Below are 15,311 nucleotides of genomic sequence, written 5' to 3'. Positions count from 1 at the left end.
TAAAACCTCCATATATAGAATTTTTTATATGTACACAATAAAACTACCTGCCTATCAAAGAACCAATCCTCTTATATGCCTCATCTTCAACTGATTTCATATAGTGTTCCATCATCAAATAGCTATTTTGAACGTCAATGGTTTTAAAATTGAAACCATTTGTGTAGGATGTTTGTATATTAGTAACCTTGGAATAAAAATATTCATAATACAAGCCAAGCATATTATGAGCAATACTTCTACATTTTTTATATACATCATCCTTTTCCTCCCAATTTGACATTTTATCTAGTAACGGAAGAGAATCAATGTCCCCTTGTTCAAACAATAACCTTGCAAGAAATATTCCTGCCTGGGGATTAAATCTGAGGGCAGCTTTAAAATATTTTTTTGCCTTCTCATAATCCCTTGCACGTTCATATCGTATTCCTTCTTCGATAACATCCTTGGCAATTCTATATTTAAAGGTTGATTTTGTTGCATGATTGCTACAACTATCTCTAAGTGTCTTGGATTTATAGAAGCTTACAAACATTTCGCATGCTGCATCCTTATCACGATTAGTTCCTTTACCAAAGTAAGTAAAAATCATTTTATGGTAGAGATACTCTTCTCTGTCCTTAACATACTGATATGCATTAACATAATCTTTCTCCTTTACCATTCGCAACAAGTTCTCATCATCTCTATATTGACATAAATAATATATTGCCATATCAATGGAAACCTCTGTTCCAATCCCAAGCTCGTAGCAGTTAGATAGCAATTCATGAGCATTATTATTATTCATCTCAACAGCTTTGCTTAGAAGTGTAAATATCTTGTTTTTATCCTCATTTGTTGATCTAACACCTATATTGTTCAAAAGGCAAAAGGCCTGTCCATACAACCCTATTGAGCTTCCCTTATTCGCTGCCTTTTCAAAATACTTATATGTTAAGGAATAGTCAATAATAGTACCTTTTCCAATATAATAGCAATTCGCAAGATATGCTAATCCATCGGGAACTTCATCTGCAGCAGCTTTTGAAAAATATTCAAAAGCTTTATTATTATCGCCCTCACGACTTGCTATATTACCCAAGTTGACATACGCAGTCTTTGATCCTACTTCTACCGCTCTAATTAACCACTTACTTGCTGTGTTATATTCATTAATTTTATAATAATACTCACCAATCTCCTCTAAATGAGAAAGATCCACATTCCCCACTTTAAGCTTATGATTATACCATTTATCATACCATATGGCCGCTTGTACATAATCTTTATGCATAAAGTTACTATCTTTTTGCATATAAGCGCAACCTACCATTTTTATAGCCTCTACGTTACCTAACTCTGCAAGTCTTGATATTATACTAAAGGCTTTCCCTTTGTTTTGCTCTATACCCTCCTCACCGCTATTATAGATGTCGTAAAGCTTTAAAAATGCCTGTTCATATCCTTCATCAGAAAGCTGTTGGAAAATTTCCATTGCCATCTTCGTATCCTTTGTAACAAACCGACCATGAAATTGGTATAGTGCCGAAAGGAAACGACCATAATTTGAATCTTTACTTGATGAAAGACTTAACCAATGTACTGCCTTCTCGTAATTTTGAATTTCATTATAATATAAAGCTAAATTAAAGAATTCTCCATTTTTCTCTTCTGCTACCCCTGCTGCGTCTGCCTTCTCATAATTCAAAGCAGCTGTGGCAATTTCATTATTATTTATATAATAATTTCCAATATAATTATATACTACGGGGTATATTGAGGACACTTCACTAAATAATTGTAATGCTATATCAGAATTTTTAGAAGCTATCCCAAGTCCTTGCATATAGCATTGACCTAAATATACCTTACTTTCAAAAACACCCTTTTCTGCTGCATATTTAAAATACTTAATAGCCTTGGTAAAGTTTTGAGTCATACCCCTTCCTTCGAAATATGCTTTTCCTAAGAAATTATGTGCAATAACTGACCCTTCTTCAACTGCTCTAGAAAACCATCTATTGGCAGATTTAAATTCTTTTATCTCCCAATAATTCTGGCCAATCTCCTCTAAGTGCTCATAACTTATATTCCCTTTTTTATCTATATGATTATACCATTTATCATACCATTTAGCTGCCTGTTCATAATCCTGCTGCACAACGCCACTGTCCTTTTGCATATAAGTGTTGCCCAGCATTTTTATAGCTTCTGAATGATCTAACTCAGCTAAACTTGTTAGGTAGCTGAAAGCCTTAGATTTATCTTTTTCAATACTATCTTCACCATTCTTATATAAATTATAAAGTAAAAGTAATGCTGGCTCATATCTGATAATAGAAAGATTCTGTAGCATTTCCATTGCCTTTTTTTGATCCTTTTGAAAATATCGACCGTAAAAATAGTATCGAGCCATCAGGTAATATCCTTCACTTGTATCTTTCTTTGATGAGAGATTTAACCAATGTACTGCCTTTTCATAATTTTGAACCTCATCAAAATATAAAGCCAAGTTATAAAACTCTTCCTTATTCTCAACCGCTATACCTAATGCATCCGCTTTCTCATAATTTAAAACGGCCTTTGTAAAATCTTTTTTCTTAATATAGTATTGTCCAATATAATTAAATACTTCTGGATATGTAGATGATACTTCATTATAGAGTTGTAGCGCTGTTGTAGAGTTTTTTTGAGTACCATAGCCATACATATAGCATATTCCCAAATATTTTTTACTTTCTACAATGCCACTTTCCGCTGAATCCTTAAAATAAAGGAAGGCTTGTTGGAAATCCTTTTCAACCCCTGTACCATCAAAATAACATCTTCCTAAAATATACTTTGAATCCAAATCACCTAAGTCTGCAGCTATATTACACCAGTATACAGCCATTTCATATTTCTTTGCCTGATAATAAAAGTATGACCCAATACTGATTAAGTTACTATAAGGTAATTCAACAGTATTTATGCCAATACTCATAGCTTTAAGATAAGCTTCTGAGGCAAGGTTATAATTTATTGGAACACTCCCTTCAATTCCCCTATAATAATAGTTCCCTAGTATCAAATATGCATTTTTACTATTTTCTGCTGCAAACTTTTCAAACCATTGAAAAGCAATTTTAGAATCCACTCTTTCTACTAGATTCTTTAAATCATTCAAAGCACTTTCTGATCCATTGTCAGCTGCTGACAAAAGCCACTGCATTGCTATTTGAGTATTCTGTGTTACATACTTGCCCTCTAGGTAATATTTTGCCAAGTCGCTCTGAGCTTTAACAACATTTCCTTGCGCCGCTTGAATCAGATATTCTATACCTGTTACTTCATTGTTTGATAATGAAGTGTCTGACAAATACATATTAGCCAGTTCATAAGCAGCATCAATATTACCTTTTTTCAGTTTTGACTTTAAACTTATTTGTCTTATCCAACTTCCTAAGCCCATATTCTTCCTCCAATTAAGAAACCGTCATAACTACAAGGCTTAAATCGTCCTTGCTTCTAGATGAAAAATGCTTGTATAGATTATCCTTATATGCTTTTTCTATTACAACAAGTTCTTCCTCTGTCTCAGAATCCATCAACCATTCGCAAAAAGTCTGACATACTGGTGATATTTTGGGGTCAGTTTTGGAAAATTTGAACAAACTGCCCGCAATGCCATCAGTACACAATAGAAAACCTAATTGCTGGCTTATATTAGTGCCTACTTTTAAACGAAAATGTTCTTCAGCATTTCTTTCTGTTATAAAATACGTTTGATTTTTATATTCTCCATTTTCAGGTCCTGATAAAATTCTTAGTGAATCATCCTCTAAGGCTACAATTCCACCATCCCCAATATGACCGTAGATATATTTTTTGCTTCTATCCAAATACAGTACAAAAAGCAGCGTACATGCATAATCAGAAATGTGATCATCCTTAGAAGCTATACTAAGAATTTCCTGTATTATATAGTGTAATAATTCATGCTTTATTTCTTCTATATTGAACTCCTCAAAGGACATCCATTGATGCTTAACCGTAAAGTATTTCTCCACACCTTTTGCCACCACATAAGCACCGGCGCTGGAATGAATCTTAGAGCCGGCGCCATCGCATACGACAACAAGTCCATAATCTGACTCTATTTTACAATCATCCATATGATTGTATAAGTATATTTTTCCCCTGCATGCATTGACCTTATCCTGGCATTCTGAATGTGTTAATCCCTTTAGCCAAGCAGCAGCAACATTTATTGTCATGTCAAGTTCCTCCTACTTTAAAAAAATTCCACTGTCATACATATCTGAAAAAGGATCTTGATTAGAGCCTGGAGTTGATTTAGATATTTTAGAAACACTGGAGCTTAACCATCTAAAGAACTCTCTCATATTAATTTCCTGTATTCTACAAGCCTTACTGGAAGAAGCATACTTTCCAAGTAGTTCAGCTCCTTCTGCGTATTCCCCTATAAGTATTGATAAGCTGTATAATTTTCTATCCTCTATCATTTTCTGAGTGATTGAAATTGTTTTTTCAACTTCCTCATCATCAGTTGGGGCACCATCGCTCATTATCACCAGCCATGGTTGGTAGTAATCGGTATCCGTTTCCTTATATAATTCTTTGCGCTCATTCAAATGTCTTATGGCCATTTGTACGGCATGTCCTAAAGGTGTCACTCCTTTTGCTGTAAAATTGCCTATTCTTTTATCCAGTCTTAGTTTATCAATACTACTGAAATTACTTATTAGTTCCGGTGCACTATTTCCTACAGTTATAATGCATAATTCTGCAGCATCCCTTGCAATTTCATCTTCATACAATATATCTATAAATTCTTTTATTCCCTGATTTAGTGCGTCAATCTTGCCATTATAACTCATTGAGCCCGATACATCCAAGCATAGACATATTGGCACTCTCATAGCTGGATTCTCAAGCAAACTCTCATACTCAATTTCAAAATTTTTATCCATAATTTTATCATCCCTTCTTCTATTTTATTGAATTTATTATGTCAGTAAGCGATGGTACTGCATACTTTATTCGCACCCCGTTTCTGTCATCACATTCACTGCAACAAACCTTTATATCATAAAGCCCCTTATTAGAGTCACATTCATAACACAAAATAGACCATCCACGACTTTTTCTTTTTTCATACTCGCTAGAATATCCTCTAACTGTTATACCACATCTTTCACAGGCAATATTTGTAATGCTATCAATTTGTCTATCATAGTCCCGTTTTGAAACACAGAGCTTTCTTCTACATTTTTCACATTCCATAAATGTTGTCAAATTATTGATATGAATATTTCTCAAGGTACACGCCCTGCAATACACAGTCTTTCCTAAAGAAGCCTTTCTGGTATAATCATCTACCTTGATGTTCAAAGGCATATTGCATTTGGGGCATTTCTTGTCAACTACAAAGGTATCTCCATTTATATCCTTATAAGTTGTGATGAATATTTGATTCTTAATATCATCCTTACCAATATCTCTCTTGTAACTCTGCAATGCCCTTACCCAGTTATCTGATGTTACAGTTCTATCGTTTTCATCAAAAACTCTCCAAAACAACTGCTTAACCTGAAAATGAATATAACTCCATATACAATTGTACGCAAGTTTTCCTTCTGCCTTTTTTCCCGTCTGAGGAAAACGGAATCCACTTTGTAGCTTTCCTTCTATCATTGGATACGGTGTTGCTCCCGGTATCAGTATCATAAAAGCAAGTACACCCAAAGCATATCTTTCATCCTCAGGGCAACGTAAAAACTTGCTGAAATCTCTCACCTCTCCATTTTCTGACTTAAAAATCTCTGGAGGTGTGAACAACTCAGTGCCAACAGGACAAGGGTATTTTTCAATTTGATAACTATCAGTATCAACAAAATATATTTCCTGTGGATTTTGAATCAGGATATTCCCCCCATTAATATCTCCTAGCAAGATATTATTTTTGTGAAGCTCTGATATAGTTTTAAATATGTTTATTAAACATTCAACCAGTTCAGATCTGTTATATTCCTTACACCTTCCCTTAAAAATAGTTTTTGCTATATCCTTACCACTAGCCTGTGCCATTATATAGCCAACAAATTCACCAGATTTATTTAATATAATATCAATTGGCCAGCATACATTCTTGATATTGGGTTGATGTTCAGTCATCAGGGTGAGTTTGTCCTTTCTCTGGGTAGTAATACATTTTTCAAAATACACCTTGGCAATTATACCTGGTTGACTGGTGGTATATATATTCCCCTCTCCACCGCCGTTAATAAAATCCACCAATTTAATGACGTTGTTCTGCCTTAATGTATACACCTCATCGCCACTAGCTGGAATATGCGTTACTTTTAAAAGTGTATTAGAATCAACCACGCATGACTTACTTAATTTGAATAAGGGGGTAAATTCTTCCTTTTGGGGTTTATGCTTAACTCCCCCAACTAGTCCAGGATTTATAATATATATTCCATCTCTATGTGCTTTCTGCATACCACTAATAAGATTTTGTTTATCCGTTATAACACAAAAGTTTTTATCATTATGTAAATTATTTAAAATATTCAGTATATTATCGTCATCTCTAGCAGAATTGTCTTCAGTCTTTATATATGAGTAAACCTTTAATTCCATGTTAGAATAAATAAATTGAATAATTGCATCTTTATCATGATTATCTCTATTAAGTGTAAAATAGTCATTTAACGTCTCATAAACATAAAAGAGTTTTGCTTCATCCCCATAGGACCTTAAAATAGGGATCAAGCTCTTTTGCAAAAACACTCTTGCTGATTTAGATGCAAGACATCTATAATCTACAAGAATATTAAAATCTCTAACGATTCTTCTTAATTCTGCTTCACCAAGATTTTTACAAAAAAAACTTTCCATTTTCATAGATTTAATTTTTTCAGAATTATCTTTAAACTTTACTGTCTCATCGTTATTTTGTTCTGTATTTTCTGTGTTTATAGCGTTTCTTTCATAAGTTTTATTCTTATATATATACTTTATTATATCTATTCTTGTATCTTTCTTAAATTTACCTCCCGAAACATCTATTCCAAGGTGTCCAATCGCTACAAACAGCTTTTCCTTGATTGTTTCTATACTTTCACCATAAAATATATCGTTTTGCAGTTCCTTACAATATTCCTCTATAGATATTTTATTAGACTTTAGCGATATAATTGTACTTTCACTATACTTGTCTGCAAAATCTTTGGCTTTCTGAATTATCTCGTCATACTTTAATTTAAAATCCTCGTACTTCTCCGGAAATTTCATTTTAAAGTTGAATACAAAGCATTCCAATATAAATAAATCTTTATGTACTTCACCTATATTTTTATATTTATTTCCCTCATCATAATGACTTAGTCTGTTTCTTATCTCCCTAAGCAATAATATCTCTTTATGAATATCAACATTAACTAACCATTTTTTTAAAATGCCATTCGCCTCATTAATTTTAGCAAACTGAACATAGTTTAGTTTTTTATCCACGCTGTTTGCCTTCAACAATTCTTCTGAAGTATCACCAACTATTTTAAAATCATTCCTATAGTCATCGACTTTTAATTTAATCATAACTTGCTTTATCCGGTTAAAGTCCTTGGTTGATCTTATTATCTCAGCAAAAATATCATTTATATTATGATCCAAAAGCCTAAGAACTTCCCCCTTGAAGGCATCAATTTCATAGCTTTTTTCACTTGCCAAACAATTTTTTTCCATGAATACACCTTTCCTTTTATATTATATTTATACTTCTATAAGTCCTAATTATCTCCATTAAAAGTATCATTCTACAAACAAAACTCACTTGGCAAACTGGCTTTTACTCCCCTGAGAAAGGGTAAAATACGTCCTTCTGTCCATCTAACAAAACTTTTTATACAAATCACTATATCTGTTTAAATTCAATTAAGTATTGTTATTAATATTTATTTTAACATATTTAATTTAAAATTCAACAAAATTCAATCTTCTGCTAAATAAATCTTAAATACTTAATTTCACAACTTAAATTGCATAATAGATAGATTGCCTATGGGTCTAAAAAACAAGTTTTCTCTTAAATACTTTATTTGTATATTGGAATCCACAATCGCTATGAAACAAAGGTTTAGCACACTTTTATCGTAACCAAAAAAGACTCCCTTAAAGTAGACAGTACAAATTATTTATTTGCACTGTCTACTTTAAGGGAATCATACCAAACCGAGTTTGAGGGAACATATAACACATTACCATATTTTATTGAAAACCTTAAAACCCTTTGATATCAAGCTATTTCTTCTACAGAGTAGAGAAGTGGTACTTACCTCCTCCGAAAACTTGAATAAAGTTGTGCCCCTTTCCTATACATAGTTTTGTTGTCTATATAATCATTGGTACTATGGGCACTTCTGACTCCCTCTTTACAGGTTATAACTTCACCTTTTGGCTTATATACAACCACTTTACATCATTGATGTGTAAAGTAGGGTCTCTCCAGTTCCTTCAAATCCTTTATTGACGTTTTTCATAACGCTTCAAGGCACAGATTACTCTGTACCTTGGTTACTAGCTACTGAGCGACTTGACTCTTACTCAGACTGTACTTGCACCAGTTAGCATTTGAAAGCTTAGCTGGACGCGACTATCAACACAACTGTCTCAACGTGTGTGTTAGCAAGAAAGTAATAATGATACACATTAATATTGATGTGCGTATTATTGAACCTACTTATAAAAGGAACACCTTTGAAATAAGGCGCATATCCTTTTATTAACATATGTCACTACTTTTATTTATATCTACCTATTCATATTTGAATCTCATTATACTTTCTTGTAACTCCACTGCTAAATCAGCTAAAGCTTGACTTGAACTGGATATTTGTTCCATAGATGCTGTTTGTTCTTCAGCAGATGCTGAGACTTCTTCCGTACCTGCTGCATTTTCTTCAGCAATTGCTGCTAAGTTTTGCATAAGGTCTGATAGTTGATTCTTGGTCTCATCCATAGTTGTAACTGATATTACTGATCTATCAACAATCTCTTTAACTTTTTCTATTTCATAAGCAATTCCAGAAAATTTATTTTTTGTTATTTTTACACTTTCTACTTGTTCTTTAATAATATTCAAGACCTTTTCCATAGTTGATACAGCATTTTTTGAGTTATCTTGTAATTTTTTAAGCATTTCATCAATTTCCTTAACTGAATAGGTAGATTGTTCCGCTAGTTTTCGAATTTCATCTGCCACTACAGCAAAGCCTTTGCCTGCTTCCCCTGCCCTTGCAGCTTCAATGGCAGCATTTAAGGCTAAAAGGTTTGTTTGATCTGCTATCCCTTTAATAATTAAACTCGCTTCTCCAATTTTTTCTGCACTTTCATTTGTATCTATAGAACTTTGATATATGTTTTTTATTGATTGATTGGTATTACTTGTCTTCTGTGTAAGATCTTTTATTATATTAATGCCATCATCCTTTAATACTGTCAATTGTTTAGTCGATTCATTTATTCTAGCCATATCTTTTAAATCTTCTTCAATAATTTTATTTAAATCAGCTGTTTTTTGCACACCACTTTCTGCATCCTTTGCTTGATCATTAGCCGTATTCGCTATTTCTTCAATTGTTTTAGATACTTCTTCTATAGAACTAGAAAATTGCTGAGTAGTTGCAGTTAATTCCTCTGAAGAAGAAGCCACTTGTTGAGATGTGTCTAATATTTTTTTTATTAGGTCTATAAGATTATCTTGCATTTGTTTCAAAGCCCTAGCAATTCTTCCTATTTCGTCCTTTCTATTAAGATATATTGAGGATTTATTGTCTTTATTAAAGGTCAAGTCATATTGTGACATTCTTTCAATAGTCTTTGATAGATTAACAATGGGTAATGCAATCTGCTTATTTAATATAAAGACAATAAGTATAACAAACGAAATAGCTAAAATAGCTACTAGAATAGTAATCATCATTATTGTTTTTTGTAAGGATGTAATTTCAGCTTGAAACTTTCCTACTTCTTCTCTTTCTGCTTCTTGCAATAATTTCAAATAGTGCTGTACATCTTCTACTGCTGGAATGGTTTCACTTTCAAAAAGATAAATTGCTTCTTCAACCCTTCCATTTTCAAAAAGATCTATCACCCTATGCCCACCATTATGTGCCTTTATATGGGGACTCTCTAAAGCTCTATATATTTCTAAGTTATACTCTTCTGGTGTATATGAATAATACCATTGCCCTAAATCACATTCTGTGTGATCGACAGAATCAGGTATTTCTCCCGATATAAACATAGAATACAAATTGTTTAACCATCTTAAATGATCTACTTCTTTTTCAATAAAAAAAGAAATATTGTCCATATCCATATTAATTTCCTGATTAGCTTGATTGATTCTTTCTGCAGTAATTGTAGAGAATGTAACCATACCTATCATTAGTGTGATAATTGTTAGAAAAGCTGCTAATAGTTTTTTGAAGATTGTCATAGTATTCTTTCCTCCAGATGTAATGTAGTTTTATGTAGATTTATGAATCTTAAACACATCATTTACTTCCTTAAATATTTTTAGAGACTATAGTCTTCTAACCCATCGATACTATTTACAGCAAATCCTTTTTAGCACAGTTAGACCGATCTATCTTACCCCTTTCTGGCGCAACACCTGACATAGTTGGATCCTTATCTTTTATACCATATGCCATTAATAATTATGTAGCTATAATTTAAAAATACTCAATTTGAAAAAATTTATATTTATTTCTTTAACTATGAGTAGGTACTCTAAGTTACTAATTTTTATTTTATAGCAAGTAAATTTTTGGAATATTAATCACCTGTTAATTTTATGTAAATTTTAACTTTGACTGCGTCTTACGACTTTAGTTCTATTTTTCATTATTACAAATTGTGATATTATTAATATTACACCACGATTAGTGATTTGTAAATATTTATTTTTCCTAATTATGGATATACTACTAGCTATATATTTCATTTAGTGATATTATTCTATTATAAGGGGGTGCCGCTATGGACAATTTTGGAATTAGTTTAAAAAGTTTAAGACAAGAAAAAAATTTACGTCAGATTGATCTAGCAAAAAGTTTAGGTGTAGGCCAAACGACAATAGCTAATTACGAACAAGGTATTCGATTTCCAAATGAAGCAACCCTGGTTAGAATTGCAGATTTTTTTAATATTTCTTTAGATAGTTTGTTAGGAAGACAACCTATTATTATAAATACTGAAAATAATAATAAATCTACGCTTACTATTGACCAACCTATTCTGGTATCCTCTATTATAAAAAATTATATACATGCCTTATTAAGTAACAACAAAGACTTAGGAATAAAAATAATTCTAGATGCATTTCATCAAGGTGTAAATGTGCAGGATATATATATGAAGATATTAGAACCTTCTTTAAAAGAAGTTGGTAGATTATGGGAATGTAATCAAGTTCACGTAGGACAGGAGCATTACTTTACAGAAATCACTCAGTCAATTATGTCAAAACTATATCTCGATACAACATCCGTGGATTCAAAAAAACATAAAATTATAACGATGGCTGTAAATGGTGAATACCATCAGATAGGCATTAGAATGGTAACAAATTTATTAGAATTAGATGGTTGGAAAACGTACTATCTAGGAGTAAATATCCCTTCAGATAGCATTATTAAAATGATTGTAAAAGAAAAAGCAGATGTACTAGCAATATCAGCTACTATGCCTTTTAATGTTAATTCTGTAACTGCTTTAATTAATACCATTCGTTTAACTAAAAGTTGCAGCAACGTTAAAGTAATGGTTGGCGGAAATGCATTTAATACAAATGTCGATTTATGGCAAAAAATTGGTGCAGATGCATATGCTGGAAATGGCATAGATGCAGTTAAGATTGCTAATAAATTAGTAACTTAAAAGAGCCAAATCACTAAAAAAATAAGCTTCGAATATTTCCAAAGATTTAGTCGGACATGTGTTAAAGGGTTTTTCTCTCTACAAAGATCTAACATTACCACAAAAAGAACCTGCCATTACTCTGTAAAAAGCTTGTTTACCTTGTACAGTTGATGGCGGTTCTTCTCTTATCTCCTTGTTTGACAAAAAAGCATCCAAATTTAATCTAAATACTTTGTTCAATTTTTATATCAGATTACGATATTCTCTTCTGCCATCTACAATGGCATATATAATTACTAACTTATCAGCCTCATTTATCTTATAAAAAATAAGATGTCTTTCAACAATCAATACTCTATACCCTTGCTTTTTTAGAATTGAATACCTAGGAACACTTCCCGACTCAGAGAACTCTTGAATACAATTAATTGCTGTTTAAATCTTGTCTAAATATCCAAGTGCAATATTAATATCACTAGAGTCATCTGCAATATAGAAAATAATATTACGGAGCTGCTCTTCTGCTCTGTCTGTACGTTATATTTTATAATTCATCCAACTTTCCGCCCTCCTTGAAAGTTTGTTTCCTTTCTAGTAAGGACGTACGAAGATCATCAAATGAATTCTGCATTGGTGCCAATCTTCCATTTTTTACATCATCTTCTGCCTCAGCAAGTGTTCTGAGTAGTTCTAGTTCCGACTTCATCTGATAATAAACCTGCAATCCAAGAACTGCTGTATCACCTCGTCCATTTACAGTAATAATAACGGCCTCTCTTGATTCTTTGCATTGCCTAGAGATTTCACTATAATGATTTCTTAAATCTGCCGATGGCCTAATTGCTGTTTCCATCCTATCACCTCATTCCGATATTTCTATAGTCATATGATATCATAATTTGACTATTTTATCATTTTATTCTTCTTGTAGGTTTGATAACCAGTTCTTTAATGAATCTTAATTACCGAATAATTTTATGGTGGTGTTACAAAAACGCTTGACCATTACAATACATCTCCTGATATAAACACCCCTGTACTTTGAGCTATATTGACTTCAACTCTTTTTTCTCTGACTTTATAAAACCAATCCATGTCTTTTTTATATCTATCAGTCAACAAATGGATTCTCTGATTTTTTGAACCAATAAGATTTCTATTATTGTCTATTTGCTGTTCATCAAATTTTCCATCTACAATCAAGTCGATACTATAAACCAGTTTTTCATCCAATAATTCTACAATTTTTCCTGTAAACAATATTGTTCCTAAATTATTATTGCCTATCGATTTAGCTAACTCGCTTAGTCCTTCCTGCAGAGTTGGCTCTCCACCAAGAAAAGTAACTCCTTCAATTCCGTATAATTTTTGCGACTCTAAGGCAATATCAACTATTTCTTGTAAAGTCATAATATGAGCAGTAACTATCGGTTGTAATTCTGTATTACAACATCCCTCACATAATATATTACAGCCTTGGAACCATATAGCCATTCGCTTATGTGGTCCCTCAGCTTCAGTGCACATATTAATATGAGCAACATTCAATTTCTTACTCAAATCTAAAGGTAAGTCCTTCCTGTTTTGTTTCAACATAAATTTTACTTCCTCTCAAAGATACTAAATCTTCTTTATGCTTAAATAAAAACATTGCTAAAGCATCGAGTAATCGATCATTCAATGCATTTAAAATATCTCGTCCACCTTTGCTCTTGTCAGCATCACCTATTACATAATTTATAAATGCCAATTCATCATCAAATGCAAGCTTCATATGATATTTTTCTTCAATTCCCTTTTTAATAGGTTTGAGCTTTGACTGAGCAATCTTCAATCTAAAATCATCATCTTGGATAAAATTGAAAGGTACAATATTACTGTACCCGATTCTTCCAAGCAATTCTGGTCGTTTAATTTCTTTATTAAAATACTTCTTTACTATCTCAATAAATTCACTTGCCACATCAACTGCACCAGGATCAACTTCACTAGCTCCTAAATTAGAAGTAAATATAATCACACTTTCACTAAAATAAACAGTTTCTCCCTTACTATCTGTAAGACGACCATCTTCAAGAATTTGAAGGAAAATATCAAGAATACGTGGATTCGGTTTAGCTGCCTTTTCAATCTCATCAAAAAGAATAACACTAAATGGTTTCTCTTTAATCGCATTTGTAAGTTGTCCACCTTCCTCATATCCTACATATCCTGGAGGTGCTCCAATAAGCTTCTGATCAGAATTTTCTTGAGCATATTCACTCATGTCAAAACGTATACAAGCATCTTCATCACCAAATAAGAACTTAGCTAACGCCTTTGAAAGTTCTGTTTTACCAACACCAGTTGGTCCAACGAAGAATAAAACTCCTTTAGGCATAGAACGGCTTGAAGTTTTATGTATGCCAGTCATTCCCATATATGCCTTTATTACAACTTTTTCAATCTTTTCAATCGCTTTTTCTTGTCCAATTACTCGCTCGCCAAGTTTATTCTTTATATTTTTAACTTCTGAATATACGAGTTTTTCCCAAGGATTATCTTTTTCTCCATATTTAAATAGCAGAAACAGCTTATCGAAAGCCATTTTGCCTTCTTTTCTAGAAAGTCTTGCCAACTGCATCAGTTCTCTATTGGTAAAATCATTAAGCATATCTATATACTCATTGATTTTTTCACATTCCATCAAATCTTTTCCCTTTTCTGTTATAACATTAAAGGAATAAGATATTTTTCTCATCATTGCTTCACGCTCTTCGCGATCAGGTTTTGGTAATGTTATTGTACTTACTTCAGGATTACCTTGATAAAATGCAACTGGAAACATTGCCAATTTATTAGTAATTAAGATAACTGTGCTTTCGTTCACATCTGTCGAATTATAATCTGGCATCTTTTCCCTAATCGCTTTGCCTAAAATAGTAAGTTGCTCTCTTTCATCCGGTGGTAGCTGAGAACCAGAAAACATAAAATCTGCCCAATTCAAAATAAAAGCAACCTTTTTATTCTTATTGATCAAATTCTTCATTACAATGCTAAGCATTTCCTTAATATCAGTTGTATCAATAGAACCTGATTTATTCTCATTTGTATTTGCAGACGAATCTCCTAATATATCAGATAGTTCCTCATTATCTAAATAAGCTTCACCTTCTACATCGACATCTTCAACAAGTTTCAAATTTCCAATATCATCCTTTGTACCGTCTACCTTATCCCAACAAATTACATTATCATAATTCATATTGTTTAGGACTTGTTTGATATAAGTTTTCAAATCCATAACTTGACATTTTTCGTTCAGGTACACATCGCCAACATTGCCATCAATTATAATACAACGTTTAATACCTATTTCTCTTTTTAAACGATTAAATGCATTATCAATCGCCATC

General features: G+C 32.4%; 10 protein-coding genes. 1 reads left to right on the top strand and 9 read right to left on the bottom strand.

All coding sequences use genetic code 11. The features are described 5' to 3' along the window. Positions 1-43: 43 nt before the first annotated feature. The 5 genes from EDC18_RS02780 to EDC18_RS02760 form a co-directional block, all read right to left on the bottom strand. Positions 44-3,433: a tetratricopeptide repeat protein gene (locus tag EDC18_RS02780; RefSeq protein ID WP_132250076.1), complete on the bottom strand. Its 3,390-nt coding sequence runs from the start codon at positions 3,431-3,433 to the stop codon at positions 44-46. A 13-nt stretch (positions 3,434-3,446) separates the two neighbouring features. After that, a complete protein-coding gene (locus EDC18_RS02775; protein ID WP_132250074.1) occupies positions 3,447-4,238 on the bottom strand; it encodes a PP2C family serine/threonine-protein phosphatase in 792 nt (263 codons plus the stop codon). 12 nt (positions 4,239-4,250) lie between these two features. Next, positions 4,251-4,955 (bottom strand): vWA domain-containing protein, encoded by a 705-nt coding sequence (locus tag EDC18_RS02770; RefSeq protein WP_132250072.1) that lies wholly within the window; start codon positions 4,953-4,955, stop codon positions 4,251-4,253. A gap of 19 nt (positions 4,956-4,974) precedes the next feature. Next, positions 4,975-7,734 (bottom strand): hypothetical protein, encoded by a 2,760-nt coding sequence (locus EDC18_RS02765; protein ID WP_132250070.1) that lies wholly within the window; start codon positions 7,732-7,734, stop codon positions 4,975-4,977. A 1,069-nt stretch (positions 7,735-8,803) separates the two neighbouring features. Next, positions 8,804-10,489, bottom strand: a complete 1,686-nt coding sequence (locus EDC18_RS02760) for a methyl-accepting chemotaxis protein (protein WP_132250068.1) — start codon at positions 10,487-10,489, stop codon at positions 8,804-8,806. Between the two features lie 545 nt (positions 10,490-11,034). On the opposite strand from EDC18_RS02760, the gene EDC18_RS02755 reads away from it, so the two are divergent. After that, positions 11,035-11,934, top strand: a complete 900-nt coding sequence (locus tag EDC18_RS02755) for a cobalamin-dependent protein (protein ID WP_132250066.1) — start codon at positions 11,035-11,037, stop codon at positions 11,932-11,934. Between the two features lie 225 nt (positions 11,935-12,159). On the opposite strand, the gene EDC18_RS14720 is transcribed toward EDC18_RS02755, so the two are convergent. From EDC18_RS14720 to EDC18_RS02735, 4 genes are all read right to left on the bottom strand, one after another. Next, positions 12,160-12,336, bottom strand: coding sequence for a type II toxin-antitoxin system RelE/ParE family toxin (locus tag EDC18_RS14720; protein WP_279230899.1), 177 nt, complete (start codon positions 12,334-12,336; stop codon positions 12,160-12,162). Between the two features lie 124 nt (positions 12,337-12,460). Further along, positions 12,461-12,769: a type II toxin-antitoxin system Phd/YefM family antitoxin gene (locus EDC18_RS02745; RefSeq protein WP_132250064.1), complete on the bottom strand. Its 309-nt coding sequence runs from the start codon at positions 12,767-12,769 to the stop codon at positions 12,461-12,463. Positions 12,770-12,921: 152 nt separating this feature from the next. Then, positions 12,922-13,512, bottom strand: a complete 591-nt coding sequence (locus tag EDC18_RS02740) for a 4Fe-4S single cluster domain-containing protein (RefSeq protein ID WP_132250062.1) — start codon at positions 13,510-13,512, stop codon at positions 12,922-12,924. Then, the gene (locus tag EDC18_RS02735) at positions 13,469-15,310 is read right to left on the bottom strand and encodes an AAA family ATPase (protein ID WP_132250060.1); all 1,842 of its coding nucleotides are present in this window, start codon (positions 15,308-15,310) and stop codon (positions 13,469-13,471) included. Before EDC18_RS02735 ends, EDC18_RS02740 begins: the two co-directional genes overlap by 44 nt. Between the last annotated feature and the right edge of the window lies 1 nt (position 15,311).

The sequence above is a fragment of the Natranaerovirga pectinivora genome (genome assembly GCF_004342165.1).
GTDB classification, from domain to species: domain Bacteria; phylum Bacillota; class Clostridia; order Lachnospirales; family DSM-24629; genus Natranaerovirga; species Natranaerovirga pectinivora.
The sequence above is the reverse complement of the archived record's forward strand: the minus strand, read 5'-3'. Positions and strand labels throughout refer to the sequence as shown.